The organism is Streptomyces sp. NPDC091279, assembly GCF_044757465.1.
Taxonomy (GTDB): Bacteria; Actinomycetota; Actinomycetes; order Streptomycetales; family Streptomycetaceae; genus Streptomyces.
This window is the reverse complement of record NZ_JBIVVA010000003.1, coordinates 571089-597498: the sequence shown is the minus strand read 5'-3', so window position 1 is coordinate 597498 and position 26410 is coordinate 571089. Positions and strand designations below refer to the sequence as shown.

At 72.0% G+C, this 26410-nt stretch carries 25 protein-coding genes; 15 read left to right on the top strand and 10 right to left on the bottom strand.

Annotated features, from left to right (window positions below; genetic code table 11):
* Window positions 1-43: 43 nt before the first annotated feature.
* On the bottom strand, window positions 44-544 hold the full coding sequence (locus ACIQOU_RS09590) for an Lrp/AsnC family transcriptional regulator (protein WP_401535541.1): 501 nt from the start codon (window positions 542-544) through the stop codon (window positions 44-46).
* Window positions 545-718: 174 nt separating this feature from the next.
* Here ACIQOU_RS09590 and pdhA (ACIQOU_RS09585) point away from each other — a divergent pair, with 174 nt between their 5' ends.
* Genes pdhA (ACIQOU_RS09585) through ACIQOU_RS09555 form a run of 7 tightly spaced genes read left to right on the top strand, consistent with a single transcriptional unit; the run spans window position 719 to window position 8899 of the window.
* A complete protein-coding gene (gene pdhA / locus ACIQOU_RS09585; protein ID WP_401535539.1) occupies window positions 719-1855 on the top strand; it encodes a pyruvate dehydrogenase (acetyl-transferring) E1 component subunit alpha in 1137 nt (378 codons plus the stop codon).
* Window positions 1852-2856, top strand: coding sequence for an alpha-ketoacid dehydrogenase subunit beta (locus ACIQOU_RS09580; protein WP_401535537.1), 1005 nt, complete (start codon window positions 1852-1854; stop codon window positions 2854-2856). Before pdhA (ACIQOU_RS09585) ends, ACIQOU_RS09580 begins: the two co-directional genes overlap by 4 nt.
* Window positions 2856-4427: a dihydrolipoamide acetyltransferase family protein gene (locus ACIQOU_RS09575; RefSeq protein ID WP_401535536.1), complete on the top strand. Its 1572-nt coding sequence runs from the start codon at window positions 2856-2858 to the stop codon at window positions 4425-4427. Before ACIQOU_RS09580 ends, ACIQOU_RS09575 begins: the two co-directional genes overlap by 1 nt.
* 53 nt (window positions 4428-4480) lie before the next feature.
* The gene (locus tag ACIQOU_RS09570) at window positions 4481-5416 is read left to right on the top strand and encodes a DUF6457 domain-containing protein (RefSeq protein WP_401535534.1); all 936 of its coding nucleotides are present in this window, start codon (window positions 4481-4483) and stop codon (window positions 5414-5416) included.
* Window positions 5413-6795 carry a molybdopterin molybdotransferase MoeA gene (locus ACIQOU_RS09565; RefSeq protein ID WP_401535533.1) on the top strand — a complete coding sequence of 461 codons (1383 nt, stop codon included), beginning with the start codon at window positions 5413-5415 and terminating at the stop codon, window positions 6793-6795. Before ACIQOU_RS09570 ends, ACIQOU_RS09565 begins: the two co-directional genes overlap by 4 nt.
* Window positions 6792-7889, top strand: coding sequence for a potassium channel family protein (locus tag ACIQOU_RS09560; protein ID WP_401535532.1), 1098 nt, complete (start codon window positions 6792-6794; stop codon window positions 7887-7889). Before ACIQOU_RS09565 ends, ACIQOU_RS09560 begins: the two co-directional genes overlap by 4 nt.
* 41 nt (window positions 7890-7930) lie before the next feature.
* The gene (locus tag ACIQOU_RS09555; RefSeq protein WP_401535530.1) at window positions 7931-8899 is read left to right on the top strand and encodes an NAD(P)H-quinone oxidoreductase; all 969 of its coding nucleotides are present in this window, start codon (window positions 7931-7933) and stop codon (window positions 8897-8899) included.
* A gap of 18 nt (window positions 8900-8917) precedes the next feature.
* Here ACIQOU_RS09555 and ACIQOU_RS09550 read toward each other — a convergent pair whose 3' ends face one another.
* Complete coding sequence (locus ACIQOU_RS09550; RefSeq protein ID WP_401535529.1) at window positions 8918-9166, bottom strand: hypothetical protein; 249 nt, start codon at window positions 9164-9166, stop codon at window positions 8918-8920.
* A 322-nt stretch (window positions 9167-9488) separates the two neighbouring features.
* Complete coding sequence (locus ACIQOU_RS09545) at window positions 9489-9755, bottom strand: hypothetical protein (RefSeq protein ID WP_401535528.1); 267 nt, start codon at window positions 9753-9755, stop codon at window positions 9489-9491.
* 116 nt (window positions 9756-9871) lie between these two features.
* Between ACIQOU_RS09545 and ACIQOU_RS09540 the strand changes: the two genes are divergently transcribed.
* A complete protein-coding gene (locus tag ACIQOU_RS09540) occupies window positions 9872-10411 on the top strand; it encodes a bacterial proteasome activator family protein (RefSeq protein ID WP_401535527.1) in 540 nt (179 codons plus the stop codon).
* 298 nt (window positions 10412-10709) lie between these two features.
* On the opposite strand, the gene ACIQOU_RS09535 is transcribed toward ACIQOU_RS09540, so the two are convergent.
* Window positions 10710-12335: a protein kinase gene (locus tag ACIQOU_RS09535; RefSeq protein WP_401535526.1), complete on the bottom strand. Its 1626-nt coding sequence runs from the start codon at window positions 12333-12335 to the stop codon at window positions 10710-10712.
* A 376-nt stretch (window positions 12336-12711) separates the two neighbouring features.
* Here ACIQOU_RS09535 and ACIQOU_RS09530 point away from each other — a divergent pair, with 376 nt between their 5' ends.
* On the top strand, window positions 12712-14295 hold the full coding sequence (locus ACIQOU_RS09530) for a protein kinase (protein WP_401535525.1): 1584 nt from the start codon (window positions 12712-12714) through the stop codon (window positions 14293-14295).
* A gap of 28 nt (window positions 14296-14323) precedes the next feature.
* Here the strand turns inward: ACIQOU_RS09530 and ACIQOU_RS09525 are convergent, their stop codons facing one another.
* The 3 genes from ACIQOU_RS09525 to ACIQOU_RS09515 form a co-directional block, all read right to left on the bottom strand.
* Complete coding sequence (locus ACIQOU_RS09525; protein ID WP_401535524.1) at window positions 14324-15364, bottom strand: phosphotransferase; 1041 nt, start codon at window positions 15362-15364, stop codon at window positions 14324-14326.
* A gap of 65 nt (window positions 15365-15429) precedes the next feature.
* Window positions 15430-15861 carry a pyridoxamine 5'-phosphate oxidase family protein gene (locus ACIQOU_RS09520; protein WP_401535523.1) on the bottom strand — a complete coding sequence of 144 codons (432 nt, stop codon included), beginning with the start codon at window positions 15859-15861 and terminating at the stop codon, window positions 15430-15432.
* A gap of 131 nt (window positions 15862-15992) precedes the next feature.
* A complete protein-coding gene (locus ACIQOU_RS09515; RefSeq protein ID WP_401535522.1) occupies window positions 15993-16652 on the bottom strand; it encodes a response regulator in 660 nt (219 codons plus the stop codon).
* Between the two features lie 376 nt (window positions 16653-17028).
* Between ACIQOU_RS09515 and pdhA (ACIQOU_RS09510) the strand changes: the two genes are divergently transcribed.
* From pdhA (ACIQOU_RS09510) to ACIQOU_RS09500, 3 genes are read left to right on the top strand one after another with little or no spacing between them, the layout of a single operon-like run.
* Complete coding sequence (gene pdhA, locus ACIQOU_RS09510; protein WP_401535521.1) at window positions 17029-18210, top strand: pyruvate dehydrogenase (acetyl-transferring) E1 component subunit alpha; 1182 nt, start codon at window positions 17029-17031, stop codon at window positions 18208-18210.
* A 1-nt stretch (window position 18211) separates the two neighbouring features.
* The gene (locus tag ACIQOU_RS09505) at window positions 18212-19192 is read left to right on the top strand and encodes an alpha-ketoacid dehydrogenase subunit beta (protein ID WP_401535520.1); all 981 of its coding nucleotides are present in this window, start codon (window positions 18212-18214) and stop codon (window positions 19190-19192) included.
* A gap of 10 nt (window positions 19193-19202) precedes the next feature.
* On the top strand, window positions 19203-20639 hold the full coding sequence (locus ACIQOU_RS09500) for a dihydrolipoamide acetyltransferase family protein (RefSeq protein ID WP_401535519.1): 1437 nt from the start codon (window positions 19203-19205) through the stop codon (window positions 20637-20639).
* 134 nt (window positions 20640-20773) lie between these two features.
* Here the strand turns inward: ACIQOU_RS09500 and ACIQOU_RS09495 are convergent, their stop codons facing one another.
* Window positions 20774-21673: a D-alanyl-D-alanine carboxypeptidase family protein gene (locus ACIQOU_RS09495; RefSeq protein ID WP_401535518.1), complete on the bottom strand. Its 900-nt coding sequence runs from the start codon at window positions 21671-21673 to the stop codon at window positions 20774-20776.
* A 210-nt stretch (window positions 21674-21883) separates the two neighbouring features.
* On the opposite strand from ACIQOU_RS09495, the gene ACIQOU_RS09490 reads away from it, so the two are divergent.
* Window positions 21884-22546 (top strand): GntR family transcriptional regulator, encoded by a 663-nt coding sequence (locus tag ACIQOU_RS09490; RefSeq protein ID WP_401535516.1) that lies wholly within the window; start codon window positions 21884-21886, stop codon window positions 22544-22546.
* Window positions 22543-23853, top strand: a complete 1311-nt coding sequence (locus tag ACIQOU_RS09485; protein ID WP_401535515.1) for a nitrate/nitrite transporter — start codon at window positions 22543-22545, stop codon at window positions 23851-23853. The genes ACIQOU_RS09490 and ACIQOU_RS09485 overlap by 4 nt, the downstream gene beginning before the upstream one ends.
* Before the next feature lie 181 nt (window positions 23854-24034).
* On the opposite strand, the gene ACIQOU_RS09480 is transcribed toward ACIQOU_RS09485, so the two are convergent.
* A complete protein-coding gene (locus ACIQOU_RS09480; RefSeq protein WP_401535513.1) occupies window positions 24035-24859 on the bottom strand; it encodes a maleylpyruvate isomerase family mycothiol-dependent enzyme in 825 nt (274 codons plus the stop codon).
* Between the two features lie 178 nt (window positions 24860-25037).
* Here ACIQOU_RS09480 and ACIQOU_RS09475 point away from each other — a divergent pair, with 178 nt between their 5' ends.
* Window positions 25038-25832: a carbon-nitrogen family hydrolase gene (locus ACIQOU_RS09475; protein WP_401535512.1), complete on the top strand. Its 795-nt coding sequence runs from the start codon at window positions 25038-25040 to the stop codon at window positions 25830-25832.
* 75 nt (window positions 25833-25907) lie between these two features.
* On the opposite strand, the gene ACIQOU_RS09470 is transcribed toward ACIQOU_RS09475, so the two are convergent.
* Window positions 25908-26402: an LURP-one-related/scramblase family protein gene (locus tag ACIQOU_RS09470; protein WP_401535510.1), complete on the bottom strand. Its 495-nt coding sequence runs from the start codon at window positions 26400-26402 to the stop codon at window positions 25908-25910.
* Window positions 26403-26410 lie beyond the last annotated feature (8 nt).

Sequence of the window (26410 nt, the reverse complement as noted above, 5' to 3'; positions counted from 1 at the left end):
CCGGTCCGGGGGCTTGGAGGCGGCTGTCGCGGGGGCGGGGCGGTCAGATCTGCGGGTCCAGGTCCTCTTCCTCGAAGACCAGCAACGTGCGCGTGCTGAGCACCTCGGGCATCGCCTGGAGCCGGGTGAGGACCAGCTCGCGCAGCGCCCTGTTGTCCGGCGTGTGCACCAGCAGCAGCACATCGAAATCGCCGCCCACCTGGGCGATGTGGGAGGCCCCCGGCAACTGTCTCAGCTGCTCGCGCACGGTCCGCCAGGAGTTCTGGACGATCTTCAGGCTGACGTATGCCGAGGTGCCCTGACCGGCCCTTTCATGGTCGACGCGGGCGCCGAAGCCACGGATGACGCCGTCCTCGATGAGGCGGTTGATGCGCGCGTAGGCGTTGGCCCGCGAGACATGGACCCGTTCGGCCACCGACCGTATCGAGGCGCGGCCGTCCGCCTGGAGCATCCGCAGGATGTCGAGGTCGATCGCGTCGAGCGGGCGCGCGGGCGGCGGGGCGCTCCCGGTCTCCGCGTGGTCGGCCATTTGTTCAGGTGCCATGTCCCCCCGCCTCCCTACCATGGACGTAGTGCGTTCATTCCAGGTTGTGGAGAACCGTTTGTCCACAGCCCCGAGGTGCCTGTAGCCAAAATGTGCCGACGACCGAACAATCGGTAGGTGAGGCGCGTCACACCCGTGGCGCGCCCGAAGCCGCTCCCACGAGGAGGTGCCGTCATGACGGTCCTGGAGCAGCGCGGCGCGTACCACCCGTCGCCGCCGCCCGCCTGGCAGCCCCGCACGGACCCCGCGCCGCTGCTGCCCGACACCGAGCCTCATCGCGTCCTCGGCACCGACGCCGTCGCGGACGTCGACCCGGATCTGCTGCGCCGCCTGCACGCCGAGCTGGTGCGCGGACGCCGCTTCAACACGCAGGCCACCGCCCTCACCAAACAGGGCCGCCTCGCCGTCTACCCCTCCAGCACCGGCCAGGAGGCCTGCGAGATCGCCGCCGCGCTCATCCTCAAGGAGCACGACTGGCTCTTCCCCAGCTACCGCGACACCCTCGCCGCCGTCGCCCGGGGCCTCGACCCCGTCCAGGCGCTCACCCTGCTGCGCGGCGACTGGCACACCGGCTACGACCCACGTGAGCACCGGGTGGCCCCGCTCTCCACGCCGCTGGCCACCCAACTCCCGCACGCCGTCGGCCTCGCGCACGCCGCCCGCCTCAAGGGCGACGACGTGGTCGCCCTCGCCCTGGTCGGCGACGGCGGCACCAGCGAGGGCGACTTCCACGAGGCGCTGAACTTCGCGGCCGTCTGGCAGGCGCCGGTCGTCTTCCTCGTCCAGAACAACGGCTTCGCCATCTCCGTGCCGCTCGCCAAGCAGACCGCGGCCCCGTCGCTGGCCCACAAGGCCGTCGGCTACGGCATGCCGGGACGCCTGGTCGACGGCAACGACGTGGTCGCCGTGCACCAGGTCCTCGGCGACGCCGTGCGGCACGCGCGCGAGGGCGGCGGTCCCACGCTGGTCGAGGCGATCACCTACCGCCTGGAGGCGCACACCAACGCCGACGACGCGACGCGCTACCGCGGGGACGCCGAGGTCGAGGCCTGGCGCGCGCACGACCCTCTCGCCCTCCTGGAACGGGAGTTGACCGGACGCGGCCTCCTCGACGACGCCGGAATCGAGGCCGCCCGCGCGGCCGCCGAGACGATGGCCGCCGACCTGCGCACCCGCATGAACCAGGACCCGCCCCTCGACCCCATGGACCTCTTCGCCCACGTCTACACCGAACCCACCCCGCAACTGCGCGCCCAGCAGGCCCAGTTGCGCGCGGAGCTGGCGGCGGAGCAGGAAGGCGCGCACCGATGACGACCGTCGCCCGCAAGCCGGCCACCATGGCGCAGGCCCTCACGCGCGCGTTGCGGGACGCCATGGCCGCCGACCCGGCCGTGCACGTCATGGGCGAGGACGTCGGCACCCTCGGCGGCGTCTTCCGGGTCACCGACGGGCTCGCCGAGGAGTTCGGCGAGGACCGCTGCACCGACACCCCGCTCGCCGAGGCCGGCATCCTCGGCACCGCCGTCGGCATGGCCATGTACGGGCTGCGCCCGGTGGTGGAGATGCAGTTCGACGCGTTCGCCTACCCGGCCTTCGAGCAGCTGATCAGCCATGTCTCCCGGATGCGCAACCGCACGCGCGGGGCGATGCCCCTGCCGCTCACCGTCCGTGTCCCCTACGGCGGCGGCATCGGCGGGGTCGAGCACCACAGCGACTCCTCCGAGGCGTACTACATGGCCACCCCGGGCCTGCACGTCGTCACCCCGGCCACGGTCGCCGACGCGTACGGGCTGCTGCGGGCCGCGATCGCCTCCGACGACCCGGTGGTCTTTCTGGAACCCAAGCGGCTGTACTGGTCGAAGGATTCCTGGAACTCCGAGGAGCCGTCGGCCGTTGAACCCATCGGACGGGCCGTGGTGCGGCGTTCCGGGCGCAGCGCCACGCTCATCACGTACGGGCCCTCGCTGCCCGTCTGTCTCGAAGCGGCCGAGGCGGCCCGGGCGGAGGGCTGGGACCTCGAAGTCGTCGACCTGCGCTCCCTGGTGCCGTTCGACGACGAGACGGTCTGCGCCTCGGTACGGCGGACCGGGCGCGCGGTCGTCGTGCACGAGTCGGGCGGGTTCGGCGGACCGGGCGGGGAGATCGCGGCCCGGGTCACCGAGCGCTGCTTCCACCACCTTCAGGCGCCGGTGCTGCGGGTGGCCGGGTTCGACATCCCGTACCCGCCGCCGATGCTGGAGCGGCACCATCTGCCCGGCGTCGACCGGATTCTGGACGCCGTGGCGCGATTGCAGTGGGAGGGCGAGGGCTGATGGCGCAGGTGCTGGAGTTCAGGCTCCCCGACCTCGGGGAGGGGCTCACCGAGGCGACGATCGTGCGCTGGCTGGTGCGGGTCGGGGACGTCGTCGCGATCGACGAGCCGGTCGTCGAGGTCGAGACGGCCAAGGCGATGGTCGAGGTGCCCTGCCCCTACGGCGGCGTCGTCACGGCCCGCTTCGGCGAGGAGGGGGCGGAACTGCCGGTCGGCGCCGCGCTGTTGACGGTGGCAGTGGACGCGCCGACCCCGACGCCCCCCACCCCGCCGACCTCCACGCCGGACACGGAGACCTCGGGGAACGTGCTGGTGGGCTACGGCACCGGAGCGCCACCGGCCCGGCGCCGGAGAGTGCGGGCGGGCGAGCCGGCGGGAAGCACCCGAAGCGCGGGCGGCGAGGGGGTCAACGGGACTGCGGCTGGGGGGACTTCGGCGGGCGGGGGCGCCTCCGTGGGCGGGGGCGCTTCGGCCGACGGGGCCTCCAACAGGGCCGACGCGGTCGTCAACGGGGCTGTCGGGGGCGTTGCTTCGGTGGCGGGCGTCGACGGGGGCGCCGTTGAGGACGGGCCCGTCGCCGTCATCTCGCCGCTGGTGCGGAGGCTCGCTCGGGAGAACGGGCTCGATCTGCGCGGGCTCGCCGGGTCCGGTCCCGACGGGCTGATCCTGCGGGCGGATGTGGAACGGGCGTTGGGTGCTGGTGCTGGTGCTGGTGCTGGTGCTGGTGCGGGGGCTGGTTCGGCGGTCGCATCGACTGTCGGTTCGGTGGGTGGGGCAGCGGCTGTCTCAGTGGGTGGGGCAACGGCTGTGTCGGCGGCGGCCGTTTCCTCCGGTGGGGTTTCTTCCGCCGACGTGGCCGCGCCGGTCGGTGCCGCCGCTGCCGTGCCGACGCGCGTTGCGCTCAAGGGAGTTCGCGGTGCCGTCGCCGACAAGCTGGCCCGGAGTCGGCGGGAGATTCCGGACGCCACGTGTTGGGTGGACGCCGACGCGACGGAGTTCCTGCGGGCGCGCGGCGCCATGAACGCGGCGGGGGGCCCGAAGATCTCGCTCCTCGCGCTGCTGGCCCGGGTCTGCACCGCCGCCCTGGCCCGCTACCCCGAGCTGAACTCGACGGTGGACCCGGCGGCGCGGGAGGTCGTCCTGCTGCCCCACGTGCACCTCGGGTTCGCCGCGCAGACCGAACGCGGACTGGTCGTGCCGGTCGTCCGGGACGCGCACGCGCGCAACGCCGAGTCGCTGTCGGCGGAGTTCGCGAGGCTCACCGAGGCGGGCCGCGCCGGGACGCTCACCCCACGGGAACTCACCGGCGGCACCTTCACGTTGAACAACTACGGGGTGTTCGGCGTCGACGGCTCCACGCCGATCCTCAACCACCCCGAGGCCGCGATGCTGGGCGTCGGCCGTATCGCGCCCAAGCCGTGGGTGCACGAGGGCGAGTTGGCGGTGCGGCAGGTCGTGCAGTTGTCGCTCACCTTCGACCACCGGGTCTGCGACGGCGGTACGGCGGGCGGTTTCCTGCGGTACGTCGCGGACTGTGTGGAGCAGCCGGCGGTGCTGTTGCGCACGGTGTGACCGGGTGACGGACACGCGTCCCGGGGGAGGCTGACGGCCCGCATACTCGGGGGATGACCTCGCAGGAGTTGTCCGCGGACGCCGGTTACGACGTGGTCGTGCTCGCCGGGGGCGCGGCTCGGCGGCTCGGCGGCGCGGACAAGCCCGGCGTCCGGGTGGGCGGGCGCGCGCTGCTCGACCGGGTCCTCGCGGCCTGCGCCGACGCCCGCACCGCCGTCGTCGTCGCCGACCCGCGCCCCACCGTCCGCCCGGTGCGCTGGACCCGCGAGGGCCCGGTCGGCGCGGGCCCCGTCGCCGCCCTCGACGCCGGTCTGCGACACATCACCGCCGCGCATGTCGTCGTGCTGTCGGCGGACCTGCCGTTCCTCGAAAAGGCCACGGTGCGGCGGTTGTTGACGACCCTGCGGACGGCCGGGGAAGGACGTGCCGACGGCGCCCTGGTCGTCGACGCCGAAGGGCGGGACCAGCCCCTGGTGGCGGCGTACCGGACCGGCGCCCTCCGGCGGGAGTTGGGGCGGCTCGTCGACGCGGCCTCTCCCGGTGACCCCGCGCCGCTCGCCGGGCTGCCGCTCCGTAAGCTGATCTCCACGCTCCACCTCACCCGCGTCCCGGACACCGTCGCGGCCTTCGACTGCGACACCTGGGACGACATCGCCACCGCCAGGGCACGCATCAGGGAGCATGGGCACGTGCTGGATGAATGGATTTCCGCAGCCAAGGACGAGCTGGGGCTCGACCTCGACGTCGACACCGACGTCCTGCTCGACCTCGCCCGCGACGCCGCCCACGGGGTCGCGAGGCCCGCGGCGCCACTGACCACCTTCCTCGTCGGCTACGCCGCCGCCCGGGCCGGAGGCGGACCCGAAGCCGTCGCCGACGCCGCCCGCAAGGCCACCGCCCTCGCCCTGCGCTGGGCCGACGAGGACACCCCCGAAACCCCCGCCGCCCCTGCCCCCTCCGACACCGCGCCCGGACCGGACGCCGGATGACCGCCCGCTCCGCCAGGACCGGCGAGGACCCCGGCGACCTCGACATCGAGGACGCGCTCGCACTCGTGCGGGGGGACCACGGCCGCGCCTCCGGTGCCCCCGGCGCCCCCGACGCCGTTCCCGCCCCCGCACCGCAGGCCGCCGCGCGCCCGGCGGAACGGCGCGACGAGGCTCACCACCGGGCGACCCCCTGGCCCCGGGCCCGTTCGATCGCCGCCCGGGCCGCGCGCGGCGGCGCCCGGCGCTCCCCCGTCTCCGTGCCGCTCGCCGACGCCCTCGGTCTCACCCTGGCCGCCCCGCTCGACGCCCTCACCGACCTGCCCTCCTTCGACACCTCGGCGATGGACGGCTGGGCGGTCGCCGGTCCCGGTCCCTGGGACGTGCGGGACGAGGGCGTGCTCGCCGGACATGCCGAGCAGCCGCCGCTCACCGACGGCGAGGCCGTCCGCATCGCCACCGGCGCCCGCATCCCGCCGGACACCACCGCCGTGCTGCGCACCGAACACGGTCGCGGCGACGACAAGGGCCGCCTGCACGCCGCCCGCGAGGTGCAGCACGGGCAGGACATCCGCCCACGCGGCCAGGAGTGCCGTTCCGGCGACCAGTTGCTGCCCCTCGGCAGCCTCGTCACCCCGGCGGTGCTCGGGCTCGCGGCGGCCGCCGGGTACGACACGGTCACCGTCGTCCCGCGCCCCCGGGCCGACGTGCTCATCCTGGGCGACGAGTTGCTCACCGGAGGGCTGCCGCACGACGGGCTGATCCGGGACGCGCTCGGCCCGCTGCTGCCGCCGTGGCTGCGCGCGCTCGGCGCCGAGGTCACCGCCGTCCGCCGGATCGGCGACGACGCCAAGGCACTGCTGCGGGCGATCAACGCCTCCGACGCCGACGTCCTCGTCACCACCGGCGGCACCGCCGCGGGCCCCGTCGACCACGTCCACCCCACCTTGGAGCGGCTCGGCGCCGAACTCCTCGTCGACAGCGTCAAGGTGCGCCCGGGCCACCCCATGCTGCTGGCCCGCATCAAGGAGAACCAGCACCTCGTCGGCCTCCCCGGCAACCCGCTGGCCGCCGTCTCCGGGCTGCTCACGCTCGCCGAACCCCTGCTGCGCACCCTCGCCGCCCGCCCGGCCCCCGAGCCGTACGCGGTGCCCCTCCAGGAAGCGGCGCACGGACACCCGTACGACACGCGGCTGTTGCCGGTCGTGCTGCACGGGGACACGGCTGTCGCGCTGCACTACACCGGCCCGGCCATGCTGCGCGGGATCGCGGCGGCCGACGGTCTCGTCGTCGTACCACCGGGTGGTGCCCGGGCCGGTCAGGAGCTGGAACTCCTCGATCTGCCCTGGGCCCCGGCCGGGATCGGGGTGTGTTTCACGTGAAACTTCCGGGCCATGACGCCATCGCCCGGCAGGCCGACGAGCACCTCGTGACGCACCGGGTGAAACTCCCGAGGAAGGTCGTCGACCGGCCGATCCGCCAGGTCGGCAAGCGGCTGCTGATGGCGTTGCTGGTGCTGGTCGCGACGGCCGTCATCGTCTACGTCGACCACGAGGGCTACACCGACAACTCGGACGGCTCGGTCGACTTCCTCGACGCCTTCTACTACGCCACCGTCACCCTCTCCACCACGGGCTACGGCGACATCACCCCGGTCAGTGACGGCGCGCGGCTCACCAATATCTTCGTCATCACGCCCCTGCGGGTGATCTTCCTGATCATCCTGGTCGGCACCACGCTCGAAGTCCTCACCGAACGCACCCGGGAGGAATGGCGTCTGAACCGCTGGAGGTCCGTCTTGCGGGACCACACCGTCGTCATCGGCTTCGGCACGAAGGGGCGTTCGGCGATCCAGACCGTCTGCGCGACGGGGCTGAAGAAGGAACAGGTGGTCGTGGTCGACCCCAGTTCCAAGGTGATCGACGCGGCGACCGCCGAGGGATACGCGGGCGTGGTCGGCGACGCGACCCGCAGCGACGTGCTGAAGCGGGCCGAGCTGCAACGCGCCCGGCAGATCATCATCGCGACCCAGCGCGACGACACGGCCGTGCTGGTGACGCTGACCGCCCGGCAGCTCAACCGCACCGCGAAGATCGTCGCCGCCGTCCGCGAGGAGGAGAACGCGCCGCTGCTCAAGCAGTCCGGCGCCGACGCGGTCATCACCAGCGCCAGCGCGGCCGGCCGGCTCCTCGGCCTCTCCGTGCTCAGCCCCGCCGCCGGCATGGTGATGGAGGATCTGATCCAGCAGGGCAGCGGCCTCGACATGGTCGAACGCCCCGTCATAAAGGCCGAGGTCGGCCGCAGGCCACGGGAGACGGACGACCTCGTGGTGAGCGTCGTCCGCGGCCACCGTGTCCTCGGCTACGACGATCCCGACGTCGGCACCATCCAGTTGACGGACCGGCTCATCACCATCGTGCGGGCCTCGCCCGCCACCCAGGTCGCCCCGGACACCCGGCCGTTCCCCCGGGACTGACCTCTCGTTCCCGGCCGGGTCCGAGGAGTAGCGTCGCGGCCATGTATGCGATCACGATTCCCGAACCTGGTGGGCCCGAGGCGCTGGTGTGGGACAAGGTCCCCGACCCGGTGCCCGGCGAGGGCGAAGTCCTGGTCGAGGTGGCGGCCGGTGCCGTCAACCGCGCGGATGTCATGCAGCGCCAGGGCTTCTACGACCCGCCGCCCGGCGCCTCCCCGTACCCCGGTCTCGAATGCTCGGGCCGGATCACCGAGTTGGGCCCCGGCGTCTCCGGCTGGGCGGTCGGCGACGAGGTGTGCGCGCTGCTCGCGGGCGGCGGCTACGCCCAGAAGGTCGCCGTTCCGGCCGGGCAGCTGCTGCCGGTCCCCCAGGGCGTCGATCTGGTGACCGCCGCCGCACTGCCCGAGGTGACCGCGACGGTCTGGTCGAACGTCTTCCAGATCTGTCATCTCCGACCGGCCGAGACCCTGCTCGTGCACGGCGGTTCGTCGGGCATCGGGACCATGGCGATCCAGCTCGGCAAGGCGATCGGCGCCCGGGTCGTGGTCACCGCCGGGTCCGACGAGAAGCTCGCCGCCTGCCGGGAGCTGGGCGCGGACGTGCTGGTGAACTACCGCGAGCAGGACTTCGTCGAGGCGGTACGGGAGTTCGGCGGGGCGGACGTCATCCTCGACGTGATCGGCGCCAAGTACCTGGACCGCAACATCGACGCCCTCGCGGTCAACGGGCGGCTGGTCATCATCGGCTTCCAGGGCGGCGTGAAGGCCGAGTTGAACCTCACCAAGCTGATGGCCAAGCGTGCCGCCCTCGCCTCCACCTCGCTGCGGGCGCGCCCGCTGGAGGAGAAGGCCGCGATCGTCGCCTCGGTGCGTGAACACGTCTGGCCGCTGATCGAGGCCGGCACGGTCAAGCCGGTCATCGACCGCACCCTCCCGCTCGCCGACGCCGCCGAGGCCCACCGCCTGCTGGAATCCAGCGCCCACATCGGCAAGATCCTGCTGCGGGCGTAGGGAGATCTGGCCGGAGACCTAGCCCCGTCGCAGACGCAGGCCGAGGAAGGCCAGGGCCAGGCCGAGGCCGATCAGGACGAGGCCGCTGCCCAGAGGCAGGAGGCGCAGCACGGGTTCGTTCGCGACGTCGGGTTGGCTGGCGTTCTGATCGACGGGCCCGTCGGAGGCGCCCGGGTCCCGGGGAACGGCGGCCTCGTCGGACGGCGTGGCGGTCGCCGACGGGGCAGTGGGCGACGCCGTGGGGCTCGCGTCGTCCTCCGGGGCCACCGCACCCTCGTCGTCCTCGTCGCCGGGCTCGTCCTCCGTGTCCTTCCGGCCGGGCCGCTCCTGTCCCTCCCCGGCCCTGCTGCCGGCCCGCGACGGCTCGGCGACGGGGGAGGCGGAACGGTTGCCGAGCCCGGAAGCGCCGGAAGTGCCGGAAGCGCCGGAAGCGCCGGTAGGACCAGGTCGGCCGACGGCATCGGAGGCATCGGACGCGGCAGCGGGCTTGCGGGGCTGGTGAGGCTCAGGGGGAGCGGGGGGAGCCGCCGACGCCGGGTGGTGGGCGTGGGCCGAGCGGCCGCCGACCTCACCGCTCCCGTCACCCGGCTCAGCACCCGGCGAAGCCGCCCGCGCCCCCGGCGAGGCCGCCCGCACCCCCGGCGCCGACCTCACCGCACCGCTCGCCACCACCGACCCCGCCGCCGAGGCCGCCCTCACCGAGGTCGCCGCCGTTGAGGTCGTCGTAGTCCCCGAGGGCACCGTCACCGTCGAGGTCGCCGTGGCCGCGTGGGCCTGTCCATTCCCGTACGGAATCCCGGTCGCGGTCGATCCGACCACCACCAGCATTCCCGTCGCCCGCATCGCGCGCAGCCATGGAATCACCCCACCAGGCTCGCCCCGCCCCCGGCGATCGGCACTCCGGGTTCGGCCAGAGGGTCGAACGCGGGGGCACCGCGATGATGAGATACCTGGGTGCGAGACAATGAGGGCATGGAGATGCCGAGGAACGACAGGTCGCCGGAGAACCCCCAGATCCTGGTCGTGGGCCAGGACGGTATGGCCATCGGTGGCGGCGCGGACGAGGGCTCCCGCGAGACCCCGGTGACCGAGATGGTCGAGCAGCCGGCCAAGGTGATGCGGATCGGCAGCATGATCAAGCAGCTCCTGGAGGAGGTGCGCGCCGCTCCCCTGGACGAGGCGAGCCGGGTCCGGCTCAAGGAGATCCACGCCAGTTCGGTGAAGGAGCTGGAGGACGGTCTGGCGCCCGAGCTGGTCGAGGAGTTGGAGCGGCTCTCCCTGCCGTTCACCGACGAGGGCACTCCCAGTGACGCGGAACTGCGCATCGCGCAGGCCCAGTTGGTCGGCTGGCTTGAGGGGCTCTTCCACGGGATTCAGACCACGCTGTTCGCCCAGCAGATGGCCGCGCGGGCGCAGTTGGAGCAGATGCGGCGGGCGTTGCCCCCGGGCGTCGGCCACGAGCTGGACGAAGAGGGCCCGGCTACGGGCCGCGTGGGCGGACCGTACCTGTAGGTACAGGCGTACATACCGGTAGTTGCAGCGGTGCCTACCGGTATGTACAGGCCAGTCTGCTGGCCATGAGCACGGAGAGGCCTGTACCTACCAGGAGGTACAGGCCGACGTACTAGTAGGTACAACCCCACCTACTAGTAGGTACAACCCCACCTACCGGTAGGTACACCAGCACCCCAGCCGCCGGACACCGGCCGCGCGCCCACGGCACCGCCGCCAGGCGCCCGCCGCGCGCCCACGGCCCCGCCGCCGGACGCCCGCCGCACCCCCACGGCCCCCGCCCCGCCGCCCTCGGCGTTCAGGACGACGGGTTGCCCGTGGAGACGTCCAGTTGGATGTCCGGCATGCTCTTCGGGTCGACGTCCGTGCCGGCGGCCGGGAACTGGTTGATGACCGCGCCCTGGCCGTAGGTGTTCTCGTCGTAGTCCTTCTTGTCCAGGTGCCACCCGGCGGCCTGGAGGCATTCCTGGACCGACTTGATGTACTTGAAGCGGAAGTCGGGCATCCGGATCTTGTCGGCGTCGGTGTACGACTCCTCCGGCTCCGTGCACTCGGTCTTCTTGATCGTCTTCGAGGTGTCGGGACCCCGGTAATCCGCCGCCTTGGACGCCGAGGCGCTGGCACTGGCGCTGCTGCCGCCGTCCTTGGCATCGGCGTCGCTGCCGTTGGCGTTGAGGGACAGGGCGGCGATCAGGCCGCCGACCGCGAGCACCGCGACCACCGTCGAGCCGATGACCATCGGCCTGCTGCTCCTGCCGGAGCCGGAGCCGCCGGAGCCGGAGACGGCCGTCTGCTGTGGGCCGAGGTGGTAGGGCGGCGGGGTCTGCGGGGCGCCGTAGGGCGAGGGCGTCGGGTAGCCGCCCTGCTGCGGGTAACCGTAGGCCGCGGGCGGCGTCGGGGCCTGGGTGGCGTACGGGTTCTGCGGGTACGGCGTCGGGGCCGGGGGCGCCGGTGTCGACTGGTCGATCGGCGGGAAGACCGCGGAGCCGACGCCCGCGCCGCTCGCGGTCGGCGCGCCGGGGACGATGCTGGGCGCCGTCGCCTGGAAGGACGCGGCGACGCGCAGGCACTCCTCGCGCATGGCGACGGCGGACGGGAAACGGTCGTTGGGGTTCTTGCGCAGGGCGCGGGCGATCAGCGCGTCCACGGCGGGCGGCAGCGACCGGTTGAGCGCGGACGGCACCCCCGGTTCCTCCTGCACGTGCGCGTACGCGATCGCGAGCGCCGAGTCGGCCTCGAACGGGAGCCGCCCGGTGACCAGTTGGAACAGCATGATGCCGACCGAGTACAGGTCGGACCGCGCGTCCACGGCCCGCCCGAGCGCCTGTTCGGGGGAGAGGTACTGCGGGGTGCCGACGACCATGCCGGTCTGCGTCATCGAGGTGACCCCGGACTGGATCGCGCGCGCGATGCCGAAGTCCATCACCTTGACCACGCCGCGCTTGGTCACCATCACGTTGCCCGGCTTGATGTCCCGGTGGACGAGGCCCATCTCGTGGCTGATGTCCAGCGCGGCCAGTACATCGGCGGTGACCCGCAGCGCCTGGTCGGCGGGCATGGCGCCGAGCTGCCGCACGTCGTCGTCGAGCACGGAGCCGAGCGGCCGGCCCTCGACGTACTCCATGACGATGTACGGCGTCGTCGTCCCGTCGACGTCGTCCTCGCCGGTGTCGAAGACCGAGACGATGTTGGTGTGCGTGAGCTTGGCCACCGCCTGCGCCTCGCGGCGGAACCGTTCGCGGAAGGCCTGTTCGCGGCCGAGATCGGTGTGCAACGTCTTGATCGCGACCTGGCGGTCGAGCACGGAGTCGTAGGCGAGGTGCACCGAGGCCATGCCACCTTCGCCGAGCGGGCCACGCAGCTGATACCGGCCACCGGCGAGTGACTTCCCGGCGAAGCGGCCGTGCGCGCCGTCCTGGCTCATGTTTCCGCGTCCCCCGTAAGCCCTCGGGTCCAGGCCCTCGGGCACCACTGTCCTGATCGGCTGTCTGTGATCGGCTGAAAGCCGGTGATCGACACCGCTATTCCCGGCCAAGTCTGCCGCAGGGCACTGACACGTCAAGCAGGGTGCCCGTTCCGTGACCGTAAGAGAAGGAAGCGTCGCGGGAGCGTTACAGAGGCTGTACCGGAGGTACACGGAATTTGCGTCGGGATACGGGATAACGATTTGATGGCCGGTCCGTCCTGTGCGGTTCGCGGCTCCCGTCCCGGACCGGCGGCGCGCACCGAGCCTGTAGCGTGGCCGACGGAGACCGTGACAACACCGCGCGTACCGCGGGCAGAAACGACGGCGAGGACTGATGGCACAGCAGCAGCGCGCTCAGGGCCCGTCCGACCCCGAGGCGGCTGGCGGCGGTATGTCAGATGCGCCGGAGATGTGGGGTAACGGCGGACTGGTCGGGGACGGCCGTTACCGGCTGACCCGCAGACTCGGCCGGGGCGGCATGGCCGAGGTGTTCGCGGCCGAGGACGTGCGCCTCGGGCGGACCGTCGCCGTGAAGCTGCTCCGCGCGGATCTCGCCGAGGACCCCACCTCCAAGGCCCGCTTCACGCGCGAGGCCCAGTCGGTGGCCGGCCTCAACCACCACTCGATCGTCGCCGTGTACGACTCCGGCGAGGACGTGGTGGGCGGCCAGAGCGTCCCCTACATCGTCATGGAGATCGTCGAGGGGCGCACCATCCGTGACCTGCTCCTCAACGCCGAGGCGCCGGGACCCGAGCAGGCCCTGATCATCGTCTCCGGGGTCCTGGAGGCGCTCGCCTACTCGCATCAGCACGGCATCGTGCACCGCGACATCAAACCGGCGAACGTGATCATCACGCACAACGGCGCCGTCAAGGTCATGGACTTCGGCATCGCCCGCGCGCTGCACGGCGCGTCCACGACGATGACGCAGACCGGCATGGTCATGGGCACGCCGCAGTACCTCTCCCCCGAACAGGCGCTCGGCAAGGCCGTCGACTACCGCTCCGACCTGTACGCGACGGGCTGCCTGCTCTACGAACTCCTCGCGCTGCGGCCGCCGTTCACCGGTGAGACCCCGCTGTCGGTGGTCTACCAGCACGTCCAGGACATCCCGACGCCGCCCTCCGAGGTCTGCGACGGCGCGCCGCCGGAGCTGGACGGCCTCGTCATGCGGTCGCTGGCCAAGGAGCCCGACGACCGTTTCCAGACCGCCGAGGAGATGCGCGGCCTGGTCCAGTACGGCCTCCAGATGCTCTACGACCAGGGCGGCCACACCGGCACCTGGAACACCGGCCCGGTCACCGTGCACGACGGCCGGCACACCCCGGCGTCCGGGTTCGCCGGCACCCAGATGATGTCGCACCACAACGACGGCTCCGGGACGACGCAGATCCCGCAGCCGATACTTCCCTCCGGCTACGGCGGCGGGGACGACGGCGGCTTCGAGGGCCACGGCAACCACGGCGGCGGCCGGGGCAAGCTGTGGATTCTCGCGGTGCTGGCGATCATCGCCGTCGCGGCGGGGGTCGCGATCGCCCTGAACAACACGGGTTCGGGCAGCGGCGACTCCGATCCCACCAAGTCGCCGAGCGCCACGGCGTCGACCACGGACGACTCGGCCTCCGAGACGCCCAGCGACGACGCCAGCGACACGGCCACCGACACCAGCACCGCCGACACCGGGACCAGCTCCGGCAGCGACTACACGCCGTCGTACTCGCCCTCGTACACGCCGTCGCAGAGCTACTCCCAGCAGCCGTCGAACCAGCCCAGCGCCGATCCGACGTCGCAGGAGCCGACCTCCGACCCCACCACGAGCAGCCCGACGCAGCCGACCAGCGACCCGACGGACGGCGACGACGACGGCGGCACCGACGTCGGCACCACGCTCGGCGCCACCGGCGGCGGGGTCAACTGACCCCCGGCCGGCCGCCGGCCGCCCCTGCCTAGCCGACGAACGCGTCGCACACCGCGTCGTACTCCCGCGTCCACCACACCGCCAGCGCGGAGGCGGCCGGGAACTGCTCGTCGGCGCGGGTGTCGCCGCGTTCGTAGTGCCAGCGCAGCATCCAGAAGTCGTTGAGGCGCTCCCACCACACCCGGTGCACGGCCGCGCTCAGCTGCGCGCGCGTGGCGCCCGCCGCACGCCGGTACGCGCGCGCGTAGGCGCGCACCCGGGGCAGGTCCAGCGGGCCCGCCGGGCGCACGAAGAAGATCGCGGCGGCCCGGACCGCCTCCTCCGCGCGGGGCCGCAGCCCGAGCCGGTCCCAGTCGACGATCGCGGCGGGCGCGTCACCCCGGTAGAGCAGGTTGAACGGGTGGAAGTCGCCGTGCACCCAGCCCACCGACGATCCGCTCGGCGGGCGTCGGCCCGCGTGCCGGCGCAGGAGCGCGCGGCGTTCCAGGAGGCGGTGGCGGGCGAGTTCGTCGAAGGAGTCGCAGGCGTCGGCGGGGCGGCGCGGGCGGACCCGGCCGAGCAGGTCGTCGATGAGCGCGAAGGTGTCCTCGGGGTCGGCGCTGTCGGCCGGTTCCGCGCACGCGCGCGTGGGCGTCGGCATCACCCGCTCCAGGCTCGCGTGCACGACCCCGAGCAGCGTCCCGAGCCGTTCGCATTGCAGGGCGCTGAGCTGGCCGCCGTGCCGGTGGCGGCCGTCGATCCAGGGGTGCAGCGCGTACACGTGCCCGTCGGCCTCGGCGACCGTGTGCCCGTCGCGCCGGGGCAGCGGGGGCGCCACCGGGACACCGAGGCCCGCCAGGCGCTCGGTCGCGCGGTGCTGGCGGGCGATGGCGGCGGGGTGGGCGGTCTCGGGGTCGAAGTGGTGTTTGAGGAAGTAGCGGCCCCGGGTGGTGCGCAGGCGCCAGCCCCGGTTGAGCAGTCCCTGGTCGACCGGCTCGCAGGCGAGCGCGGTACCGGCGGAGTACTGGCGGAGCAAGACGTTCAACGGGGGCGCGTGAGGCGCCGAGGGGGGTACGGGGGAGCGCGGCACGCGGCCGATGCTAGGACAGCGACCGCCCCCGTGAACTGGGGTTCATCACACTCGGTCACCTTCGATCACGGCAGGTGCGGGAAGGTGTGCTCCAGGGCGACGAAGTCGACGGCGTCGGACTCAACCGACCAGAACCGCGGCTCGATCCGCAGATGGACGACCTCGAACGGCACCCCGTCCGCCCGCCGGGGGGCCGGGCCGAACCGCTCCAGCTGGGCCGCCGTCGGCTCGTGCTCCGCGCACGCCCCCACGAGCTGCACCGACCACCGGCGCTCGCCCTCCCGCGCCACGCCCAGGTTGTCCGCGCCGTACGCCACCACGCTCCCGGCGCACGCCCGGTGGTGGCCGTGCCGGCGCTCCATGCGCAGCAGCACGTGCCCGTCGTCCACGAGGTGCCGGGCGGGCGCGAGCAGCGGCAGGGCGCGCCGGGAGGTGGCCACGCGCCCGTACGCGGCGCGGGCGAGCAGGTCGGCGGCGAACTGTTCGTCGGAGGCCATGCCCTCACTGTCGGCTTCCTGACGGGCTCGCGACAGAGGCGAGTGCCCCTGCCGACGGGGGCCTTAAGTCCCGACCGGAAGTGAAAAGGTCCCGGGGGTTTGGATCTGTGGCGTGCGCTTATTGCGTGCCGTCAATGCCGTTCCGCCTGCATGCGTGCCACATAGGCGGCCGCCTGGGAACGCCGTTCCATATGGAGTTTGGCGAGCAGGCTCGACACATAGTTCTTGATCGTTTTCTCGGCGAGGTGCAGCCGTTCACCGATCGCGCGGTTGGTGAGGCCCTCGCCGATCAGATCGAGGATCTTGCGTTCCTGTTCGGTGAGGCTCGCGAGCCGGGCGTCCCCGCGCGCGGTGCCGCCGTCGCGCAGCCGCTCCAGTACGCGCGCGGTGGCGACCGGGTCGAGCAGCGAGCGGCCGGCCGCGATGTCCCGGACGGCGGTCAGCAGTTCGTTGCCGCGGATCGCCTTGAGGACATAGCCGGAGGCGCCCGCCAGGATGGCGTCGAAAAGGGCCTCGTCGTCGGCGAACGACGTCAGCATCAGGCACTTCACCGACTCGTCCCGGGAGCGCACCTCGCGACAGACCTCGACGCCGCTGCCGTCCGGGAGGCGGACGTCCAAGAGGGCGACGTCGGGCCGGACGGCCGGAATCCGCGCCAGCGCGTCGGCCGCGGTACCGGCCTCGCCGACCACCTCGATATCGGCCTCGGCCGAGAGCATCTCGTGGACGCCACGCCGGACCACTTCATGATCGTCGAGCAGGAATACTGTGATTTTTCCTTGTTCGCGCACATGCGGAGTTTCACACAGGGGCACCCGAATGGCCTGGAAGCAGCACCCTTCCCGTGACGTGGGTCACCGGGATAACGTGCCGTTGTCCCGGCCCCCGCGACGCTGTGACCAGGAATTGCTGGTGACTTTCGCGATTTACTTGGAAATCCGAGCAAAATTGCAGGTCAATAGGGGTTTCCCAGACATGTGCAGCACTGGGTAACGTGCCTGTTGCAGGGCGCTCGCCGGGGCAACCTGTCACGCCTGTATCCGAATGGACCCCGCCACCCCGTGGATCTGTCCGGAACAGGTGGAGCCGCGCCCCACGCTCCGGAACGGAGCAGGGGTCACCCTGCACCCGGCGAACCCGGGATGCCGGACCGACGGAGGAGCACACGTGACCGTGGAGAGCACTGCCGCGCGTAAGCCGCGACGCAGCGCGGGAGCCAAGAGCACGGCCGGCAAGCGCACGACCGCGAAGAAAGCGCCGAACGCCGAACCCGACCTCGTACAGCTGCTGACGCCCGAGGGCGCCCGCGTCAAGAACGCCGAGTTCGACAGCTACGTCGACGGCATCACCCCCGAAGAGCTGCGCGGTCTCTACCGCGACATGGTGCTCACCCGCCGCTTCGACGCCGAGGCCACCGCCCTGCAACGCCAGGGCGAGCTGGGCCTGTGGGCCTCGCTGCTCGGCCAGGAGGCCGCCCAGATCGGCTCCGGGCGGGCGCTGCGCGACGACGACTACGTCTTCCCGACCTACCGCGAGCACGGCGTCGCCTGGTGCCGCGGGGTCGACCCGACCAACCTGCTCGGCATGTTCCGCGGCGTCAACAACGGCGGCTGGGACCCCAGCAGCAACAACTTCCACCTCTACACGATCGTCATCGGCTCCCAGACGCTGCACGCCACCGGCTACGCCATGGGCGTCGCCAAGGACGGCGCCGACAGCGCGGTCATCGCCTACTTCGGCGACGGCGCCTCCAGCCAGGGCGACGTCGCGGAGTCGTTCACCTTCTCCGCCGTCTACAACGCGCCCGTGGTGTTCTTCTGCCAGAACAACCAGTGGGCGATCTCCGAGCCGACCGAGCGCCAGACCCGGGTGCCGCTCTACCAGCGCGCCCAGGGCTACGGCTTCCCGGGCGTCCGGGTCGACGGCAACGACGTCCTCGCCTGCCTCGCGGTGACCCGCTGGGCGCTGGAGCGGGCCCGCAACGGCGAGGGTCCGACGCTGGTCGAGGCGTACACGTACCGGATGGGCGCCCACACCACCTCCGACGACCCGACGAAGTACCGGGCCGACGAGGAGCGCGCGGCCTGGGAGGCGAAGGACCCGATCCTGCGGCTGCGGGCCCACCTGGAGAGCGCAAACCACACGGACGAGGGATTCTTCGCGGAACTCGACGCGGAGAACGAGGCGTTGGGAAAGCGAGTGCGCGAAGTGGTCCGCGCCATGCCGGACCCGGACCCCTTCGCCCTCTTCGAGCACGTGTACGCGGACGGGCACGCGCTCGTCGACGAGGAGCGGGCCCAGTTCGCCGCCTACCAGGCGTCGTTCGCGGACGCAGAAGGGGGAGAGTGACATGGCTGCGGAGAAGCTGGCGCTGGCCAAGGCGATCAACGAATCGCTGCGCCACGCCCTGGAGGCCGACCCGAAGGTCCTCGTCATGGGCGAGGACGTCGGCAAGCTCGGCGGTGTCTTCCGGGTCACCGACGGACTCCAGAAGGACTTCGGCGAGAGCCGCGTCATCGACACCCCGCTCGCGGAGTCGGGCATCGTCGGCACGGCGATCGGCCTCGCGCTGCGCGGCTACCGCCCGGTGGTGGAGATCCAGTTCGACGGCTTCGTCTTCCCGGCCTACGACCAGATCGTCACCCAGCTCGCCAAGATGCACGCCCGCTCGCTGGGCACGGTGAAGCTGCCCGTCGTCATCCGCATCCCCTACGGCGGCGGCATCGGCGCGGTCGAGCACCACTCGGAGTCCCCGGAGGCGCTCTTCGCGCACGTGGCGGGCCTGAAGGTGGTCTCCCCCTCGAACGCGTCGGACGCGTACTGGATGATGCAGCAGGCCATCCTGAGCGACGACCCGGTGATCTTCTTCGAGCCCAAGCGGCGCTACTGGGACAAGTCCGAGGTCGACCGCGAGGCCATCCCGGGCCCGCTGCACAAGGCGCGCGTGGTCCGCGAGGGCACCGACGTCACGCTGGCCGCCTACGGCCCGATGGTCAAGCTCTGCCGGGAGGTCGCCGACACGGCCGCCGAGGAGGGCAGGTCCCTGGAGATCGTGGATCTGCGGTCCGTCTCCCCGCTGGACTTCGACACCCTCCAGGCCTCGGTGGAGAAGACCGGCCGCCTGATCGTCGTCCATGAGGCGCCGGTGTTCTTCGGCTCCGGCGCGGAGATCGCCGCGCGGATCACCGAGCGCTGCTTCTACCACCTGGAGGCCCCGGTGCTCAGGGTCGGCGGCTACCACGCCCCGTACCCGCCGGCGCGCCAGGAGGAGGAGTACCTGCCGGGCCTCGACCGGGTGCTCGACGCCGTCGACCGCGCCCTGGCGTACTGAGGAGAGGGTCGTGACGACGATGACGGAAGCGTCCGTACGCGAGTTCAGGATGCCGGACGTGGGCGAGGGCCTCACCGAGGCCGAGATCCTCAAGTGGTTCGTCCAGGTCGGCGACACGGTCACCGACGGGCAGGTGGTCTGCGAGGTCGAGACGGCGAAGGCCGCCGTCGAACTGCCCATCCCCTACGACGGGGTCGTGCGCGCCCTGCACTTCCCCGAGGGCACCACCGTCGACGTGGGAACGTCGATCATCGCGGTGGACGTGTCGGGCGGCGCCGCCCCCGCACCCGAGGCACCCGCGCCCGAGGCGGCCGGGGTGACCGAGGACCCCGAGGAGAAGAAGCCGGAGGGGCGCCAGCCGGTCCTGGTCGGCTACGGCGTCGCCGTCTCCTCGACCAAGCGGCGTCCGCGCAAGGGCCCCGACGCCGCCGCCTCCCCGGCACCGGCCGCCCCCGGGGCCGACCAGCTGAACGGGCACGGTCCCGCCGCCACCCCGGCCGCCGCCCCCGCCGTCGCCCCGGAGGGTGCGCGGTCCCGGCCGCTGGCCAAGCCGCCGGTGCGCAAGCTGGCCAAGGATCTCGGCGTCGACCTCACCACGGTCGTGCCGTCGGGCCCGGACGGCGTCATCACGCGCGAGGACGTGCACGCGGCCCTCGCACCGGCCGCCGCCCCCGCGCCCACGGCGCCCGCCGCCCCCGGCACCGCCGCCCCGGCACCGGCCGCGTCCTTCGACAGCGCCCGGGAGACCCGGGTCCCGGTCAAGGGCGTGCGCAGGATGACGGCGCAGGCGATGGTCGGATCGGCGTTCACCGCACCGCATGTCACCGAGTTCGTCACGGTGGACGTCACGCGGACGATGAAGTTCGTCGAGGAGCTGAAGCGGGAGCCCGCCACCTACGGGACCGAGGGGCTGCGGATCAACCCGCTGCTGCTGATCGCCAAGGCCCTGCTGGTCGCCGTGAAGCGGCACCCGGACATCAACGCGTCCTGGGACGAGGCCGCGCAGGAGATCGTCCTCAAGCACTACGTCAACCTCGGCATCGCCGCGGCCACCCCGCGCGGGCTGATCGTCCCGAACATCAAGGACGCGCACACCCAGACCCTGCCCCAACTCGCCGAGTCGCTCGCGGAGTTGGTGGCGACGGCCCGGGACGGGAAGACGTCCCCCGCGGCCATGCAGGGCGGCACGGTCACCATCACCAACGTCGGCGTCTTCGGCATCGACACCGGCACCCCGATCCTGAACCCCGGGGAGTCCGCGATCCTCGCGGTCGGCGCGATCAGGCTCCAGCCGTGGGTCCACAAGGGCAAGGTGAAGCCGCGTCAGGTCACGACGCTGGCGCTCAGCTTCGACCACCGGCTGGTGGACGGCGAGCTGGGCTCCAAGGTCCTGGCGGACGTCGCCGCGATCCTGGAACACCCCAAGCGCCTGATCACCTGGTCCTGACCCGGGCGACCGGGAGCAGACCGGCCTGACCGGGACAACGGGAAGGGGGCCCTCCGCCGGCTGCGGAGGGCCCCCTTCCGGTGCGGCGTACCGAGGGTTCGCCGTCAGGCGACCGGTGCGCCGTCGGACGACGATCAGGCCGTCGCGAAGCCGTAGTTGAGGAGCTTCGTGGCGTCCGTGGTGCGCTGGGTGACGTTCGTCGAGGCGAGGACCGTGCCGTACACGGTCTTGCCGTTGCGGGTGGCCGCGAAGACGAGGCAGTACTTCGCCTCGTCACCGGAGCCGGTCTTCACCCCGATGGTGCCGCTGTAGCTGCTGAGCAGCGTGTTCGTGTTCGTCCACGCGGCCATGGTGCGGGTGCCGCCGGTCTTGGTGACCGTCTTCGCCGTGTACTTCTTGGTCTTGACGACCGTGCGAAGGGTGGAGCTCTTCATCGCGTTGCTGGCGAGCTTCGTCAGGTCGCGCGGCGTCGAGTAGTTGGCGCCGCTGCCGATGCCGTCGAACGAGTCGAAGTGGGTGTTCTTCAGACCCAGGGTCTTGGCGGTGGAGTTCATCTTGGAGATGAAGCTCGCCACCCGCTTCGCGCGCGTGGTGCCGGTGCCGAACTTGTCGGCGAGCGCGTAGGCGGCGTCGCAGCCCGACGGCAGCATCAGGCCGTAGAGGAGCTGGCGGACGGTCACCTTGTCGCCGACGATCAGGTGCGCCGAGGACGCGGTCTTTGAGACGATGTAGTCGCTGTACGCCTTCTGGATGGTGACCTTGGCGTCCAGGTTCAGGTTCGCCTGCGAGAGCACGACCTTGGCGGTCATGATCTTGGTGGTGGAGCCGGTGGACCGCTTGGTGTCGGCGGCCTTCGAGTACAACGACTTGCCGTTGGCGTTGTTCATCACGTAGCCGCCCTTGGCGACGATCGTGGGCGTGGTGACGGCCTGCGCGGGTGCCGCGGTGAGGGCTCCGCCCGCGAGCATCGCGCCGGACGTGACGGCGACGCCTGCGGCTCTGCGGATACGGATGCCCTTGATGCCGTTTATCAACTGAGATACCCCGATTACTTTGAATGCCCCTGCGGTACGGCCGAGTTGAACGGGAAAACAGGTGGGCCGCACATGTAAGACACGTATCTAGCACGGATGGTTGTCCGACGAGAGGGGCGGGTCTGACTGAAGGGACGGGGTTGACATATAAGGCGTCCGCATGCTGGACCGCTCCCCCTTATGGATGCGTGTTGTATCTATCCTGTCGGCATGCCCGCAGCCCCGCCCGCGCCCGTGAAACCCCCTCCCGCCGCCGACCGCGTCTACGCCCACGTCAAGCAAGGTGTCCTGGACCGCCGTTATGAAGGCGGAACCCTCCTGACCGAGGGCGAGCTCGCCGACGCCGTCGGTGTGTCCCGCACCCCGGTGCGGGAAGCCCTGCTCCGCCTTGAGGTGGAGGGGCTGATCCGTCTCTACCCGAAGAAGGGCGCGCTGGTGCTGCCGGTGTCCGCGCAGGAGATCGCGGACGTCGTCGAGACCCGGCTGCTGGTCGAGGTGCACGCGGCCCGCAAGGCCGTTCCCGCCCCGGCCGGGCTGCTGGACCGCCTGGAGGCGCTGCTCGCCGAGCAGAAGCGCCAGGCCGCCGCCGGTGACCTGGACGCCGCCGCCGTCACCGACCGCCTCTTCCACGCCGAGATCGTGCGCAGCGGCGGCAACGAGATCCTCACCCGCCTCTACGACCAGCTGCGCGACCGGCAGTTGCGGATGGGCGTCGCGGTCATGTACTCGCACCCCGACCGGATCGCCAAGACCCTCACCGAGCACGAGGAGATCCTCCGGGCGCTGCGCCACGGGGACGCGGAGGCGGCCGTCGACGTCGTCCACCGGCACGTCGGCTGGTTCTCGCACCTGGCCCGGGGTGAGGTGCGATGAGCAGCTCGTCCTCCGCCGGGATATCCCTGCCCGGCGACCCGCCGGGCGGTCGGCGCGCGGTCACCATGTGGGTGATCGGCGTCTCGGTCTACTTCGTCGCCGTCATCTTCCGCACGTCCCTGGGCGTGGCGGGTCTGGACGCGGCGGAACGTTTCCACGTGGGCGCCTCCGCGCTGTCGACGTTCTCCATCCTCCAGCTGCTGGTCTACGCCGGTATGCAGATACCCGTCGGTCTGCTGGTGGACCGGCTCGGCACCAAGAGGGTGCTGACCATCGGGGTCGTGCTGTTCACCGCGGGCCAGCTGGGCTTCGCGTTCTCCTCGTCGTACGGGATGGCGCTCGCCTCGCGCGGGCTGCTCGGGTGCGGTGACGCGATGACGTTCATCAGCGTGCTGCGGCTCGGCAGCCGCTGGTTCCCGGCCCGCAGGGGCCCGCTGGTCGCGCAGCTCGCGGGGCTGGCCGGGATGGCGGGCAACCTGGTCTCCACGCTCGTCATCGCCCGGCTGCTGCACGGCATCGGCTGGACCGCCGCGTTCGCGGGCAGCGCGCTCGCCGGTGTCGTCGTCCTGGTGCTGATGCTGGTCTTCCTCAAGGACCACCCGGAGGGGCACGAGCCGGAGCCGTTCCCGCACCAGGGCGCCGCCTATGTGCGCCGGCAGATCGCCGCGGCCTGGCGGGAGCCCGGCACCCGGCTCGGACTGTGGGTGCACTTCACGACGCAGTTCCCGGCGATGGTGTTCCTGCTGCTGTGGGGGCTGCCGTTCCTGGTCCAGGCGCAGGGGCTGTCCCGCGCCGCCGCCGGTGAACTGCTCACCCTCGTCGTCCTGTCCAATATGGTGATCGGCCTGGTCTACGGCCAGGTCGTGGCCCGGCACCACGCGGCCCGGCTGCCGCTGGTGCTCGGCACGGTCGCGGCGACGGCGGTGGTGTGGGCGGCGGCCCTGGCCTACCCGGGCGACCACGCCCCGATGTGGCTGCTGCTGGTGCTGTGCACGGTGCTCGGCGCCTGCGGTCCCGCGTCGATGATCGGCTTCGACTTCGCCCGCCCGGCCAACCCGCCGGAACGTCAGGGCACCGCGTCCGGCATCACCAACATGGGTGGTTTCATCGCCTCGATGACGACGCTGTTCGCGATCGGCGTGCTGCTGGACGCCACCGGCGACAACTACTCCGTCGCCTTCTCGGTGGTCTTCCTCCTCCAGGCGCTCGGCGTCAGCCAGATCCTGCGGCTGCGCGGCCGCGCGGTACGCCGGGAACGGGAACGCCTGGTCGCCAGCCGGGTGGAGACGGTCCACGTACCGGCGTGAGCCGGGGGGCGGGACGGCGGGCGAGGGCGGCTGGGAGGCCGTCGTCGCCCGCCGTCCCGTTACCGCGTCACCGCCGCGCAACGTCCCTTGCCGCGTCCCTGCCACGCCTCGGCAACGTCCCTCGCCGCGTCCCTCGTGCCCCGGTGCGGCCCTGCCCCCTCCCTCTGCGGGGTGACCGCCCTTACTGGGTCACCGCGAAGTTGCGCAGGATCGCTGCCGTCAGGCGGGGTTCGCCGTCGGCCTTCACGCGGTCGGCCACCGCGTCGGCGGTGACCCGGCCGCAGGCGAGGCGCACGTAGGTCTCCCAGTCCAGGGCGAAGCTGGCGGCGGGGCCGAGCGCCGGGGACGACTCCAGGGTGCCGCGGCCCTGGATGTCGATGCGGATGGTGCGCAGGAACTCGATCGGGCCGTGCACGTCGAAGACGACCGCCGAGCTGCGGGGCGCGTCGGCGTCCTCCGCGACGACCTGCGGCAGCGCCGCGAGCAGCACGTCACGGGCGACGTGCGCGCCGGGGGAGTCGAGGTTGCCGGGGACACCGAGGGCGGCGCGCAGATCCTGTTCGTGCACCCACACGTTGAACGCGTGCGAGCGCATCGACTCCTCCAGCGTCAGGTCGGTGCCGTAGGGGCCCCGGACCTTGGTGCCGGGGTCCCGCGACTCGTTGCGCAGCTGGCGGTTGCGGCGGATGATCGTGAGCTCCAGCTCGGAGGTCATCTCCGGGGAGGTGTGGTGACGGCGGACGTCGACCTGCATCTCCATGTAGCGCTGGCTCTCGTTGGTCACGTGGAAGAGGTCGCGCGGCAGCGTGTGGATCGGGCGGGGGTCGCCGTACATCTCGCTGTCCAGGCCGATGAGATGGGAGACCAGGTCCCGCACCGACCAGCCCGGGCACGGCGTCCGGCGGTTCCACTCACCCTCGACAAGCGGCTGCACCAGCTCGGATATCGCTTCGATGGAGTGGGTCCAGGCGTCGGCGTAGTGCTGGAGAGTGGGATGCAGACTCACGGAACGGGACCCCTCGGCGGTCGGTACACGGGCTGTTGATGGCGGCGTTGCCAGTGGGAGGTGGCTCTCGGCGGGTGTCTTGCACGCTAAGTTACGCTGCTGTGAGGCACCCGGGCAGTGCTTTCGTGTGACGATCGTAGGCCCGTGCGGACGGGGCGAATGCCAGGACGGTGGTAGTGTGCGCGCCTCTCTTCTCCAGATCGGTATAGACGAGGGCGAATCGGTCGAATCGCGTCGGCGTCGGGTCGCGGAGTCGGTGCGGGAGCAGGCCGGGGCCGATCTCGTGGTCCTGCCGGAGCTGTGGACCACCGGGGCGTTCGCCCACCGGCGGTTCGCCGCGGAGGCCGAGCCGCTGGACGGGCCGACGTACGAGGCGATGGCGGAGGCGGCGAGCGACGCGGGCGTGTGGCTGCACGCGGGCTCGATCCCCGAACGGTCCCCCGAGGGCACCCTCTACAACACGTCCCTGGTCCTCTCCCCCTCCGGTGAACTGGCCGCCGCCTACCGCAAGATCCATCGCTTCGGCTTCGACAAGGGTGAGGCCGTGCTGATGGGCGCGGGACGCGACCTGGTGACGGTGCGGCTGCCCGAGACGGTCCTCGGGCTCGCCACCTGCTACGACCTCCGCTTCCCCGAACTCTTCCGCTCACTCGTCGACGCGGGCGCGCAGACCCTGGTGGTGCCGGCGGGCTGGCCCGAGCGCCGCCGCGAGCACTGGACGCTGCTGGCCCGGGCGCGGGCGGTCGAGAACCAGTCGTTCGTGCTCGCTTGTGGAACGGCCGGGGCCCATGCGGGAGTTCCGCAGGCCGGTCACTCGATCGTGGTAGATCCGTGGGGCGAGGTGCTGGGGGAGGCGGGGCCGGGTGAGGAGGTCCTGACGGTCGACTTCGACGCGTCGACGGTGGCCACGACCCGCGACCGGTTCCCCGTCCTCAAGGACCGCGTCCTGGGCGTGTCCGGCCCGGAGCACTGACCTGACCTGACCGGACCTGAGCGGACCTGAGCGGTCCGGAGAGCGGGGTTGCCCGGCCCGGCCCGCCCCGCCCCCTCAGTCGTCCTCGCGTTCCTTGTCCGCGAGGTGGATGACGCAGACCGCCACCGCGATCAGCAGGGCCGGGTCCGCGTCGTCGTGGAGGACGTCGACGCCGTAGGTCTCGCGGAGGTGGAGCCAGCGGCGGGAGATCACCGCGAGGAGTTCACCGTCGTACTCGATGGCGAACTCGCGGTCGAGGATCTTGCCGCTGACGTCCAGCTCGGTGCCGTCGACCAGGGCCACCCGGTAGTGGTTGCGCAGCAGGGAGAGGCGCTTGCGCTTGATGGTGGCGAGGGTGTCGCCGTCGCGTTCGATGACCATCGTGTCGCGCAGGGCGAACATCTTCTGGTGGATGTCGATCAGGACGCGCCCGTGGGTGTCCTTCAACTCGAAGGTGTCCCGCAGCCGCATCGCCTTGCCGTCGACGAGGAACACCTTGTTGCCGTGGTCGTCCTCGATCCAGTAGTCGTCACCGAAGCCGAGGAGCCGGTCGCGTACTTGAAATCTCATGTCTGACG

What these genes read in the sequence shown, in the direction of transcription:
- ACIQOU_RS09590 (WP_401535541.1), bottom strand. Translation starts at nt 544, where the DNA reads ATGGCACCTGAACAAATGGCCGACCACGCGGAGACCGGGAGCGCCCCG.
- pdhA (WP_401535539.1), top strand. Translation starts at nt 719, where the DNA reads ATGACGGTCCTGGAGCAGCGCGGCGCGTACCACCCGTCGCCGCCGCCC.
- ACIQOU_RS09580 (WP_401535537.1), top strand. Translation starts at nt 1,852, where the DNA reads ATGACGACCGTCGCCCGCAAGCCGGCCACCATGGCGCAGGCCCTCACG.
- ACIQOU_RS09575 (WP_401535536.1), top strand. Translation starts at nt 2,856, where the DNA reads ATGGCGCAGGTGCTGGAGTTCAGGCTCCCCGACCTCGGGGAGGGGCTC.
- ACIQOU_RS09570 (WP_401535534.1), top strand. Translation starts at nt 4,481, where the DNA reads ATGACCTCGCAGGAGTTGTCCGCGGACGCCGGTTACGACGTGGTCGTG.
- ACIQOU_RS09565 (WP_401535533.1), top strand. Translation starts at nt 5,413, where the DNA reads ATGACCGCCCGCTCCGCCAGGACCGGCGAGGACCCCGGCGACCTCGAC.
- ACIQOU_RS09555 (WP_401535530.1), top strand. Translation starts at nt 7,931, where the DNA reads ATGTATGCGATCACGATTCCCGAACCTGGTGGGCCCGAGGCGCTGGTG.
- ACIQOU_RS09545 (WP_401535528.1), bottom strand. Translation starts at nt 9,755, where the DNA reads ATGGCTGCGCGCGATGCGGGCGACGGGAATGCTGGTGGTGGTCGGATC.
- ACIQOU_RS09540 (WP_401535527.1), top strand. Translation starts at nt 9,872, where the DNA reads ATGGAGATGCCGAGGAACGACAGGTCGCCGGAGAACCCCCAGATCCTG.
- ACIQOU_RS09535 (WP_401535526.1), bottom strand. Translation starts at nt 12,335, where the DNA reads ATGAGCCAGGACGGCGCGCACGGCCGCTTCGCCGGGAAGTCACTCGCC.
- ACIQOU_RS09530 (WP_401535525.1), top strand. Translation starts at nt 12,712, where the DNA reads ATGGCACAGCAGCAGCGCGCTCAGGGCCCGTCCGACCCCGAGGCGGCT.
- ACIQOU_RS09520 (WP_401535523.1), bottom strand. Translation starts at nt 15,861, where the DNA reads ATGGCCTCCGACGAACAGTTCGCCGCCGACCTGCTCGCCCGCGCCGCG.
- ACIQOU_RS09505 (WP_401535520.1), top strand. Translation starts at nt 18,212, where the DNA reads ATGGCTGCGGAGAAGCTGGCGCTGGCCAAGGCGATCAACGAATCGCTG.
- ACIQOU_RS09490 (WP_401535516.1), top strand. Translation starts at nt 21,884, where the DNA reads ATGCCCGCAGCCCCGCCCGCGCCCGTGAAACCCCCTCCCGCCGCCGAC.
- ACIQOU_RS09485 (WP_401535515.1), top strand. Translation starts at nt 22,543, where the DNA reads ATGAGCAGCTCGTCCTCCGCCGGGATATCCCTGCCCGGCGACCCGCCG.
- ACIQOU_RS09470 (WP_401535510.1), bottom strand. Translation starts at nt 26,402, where the DNA reads ATGAGATTTCAAGTACGCGACCGGCTCCTCGGCTTCGGTGACGACTAC.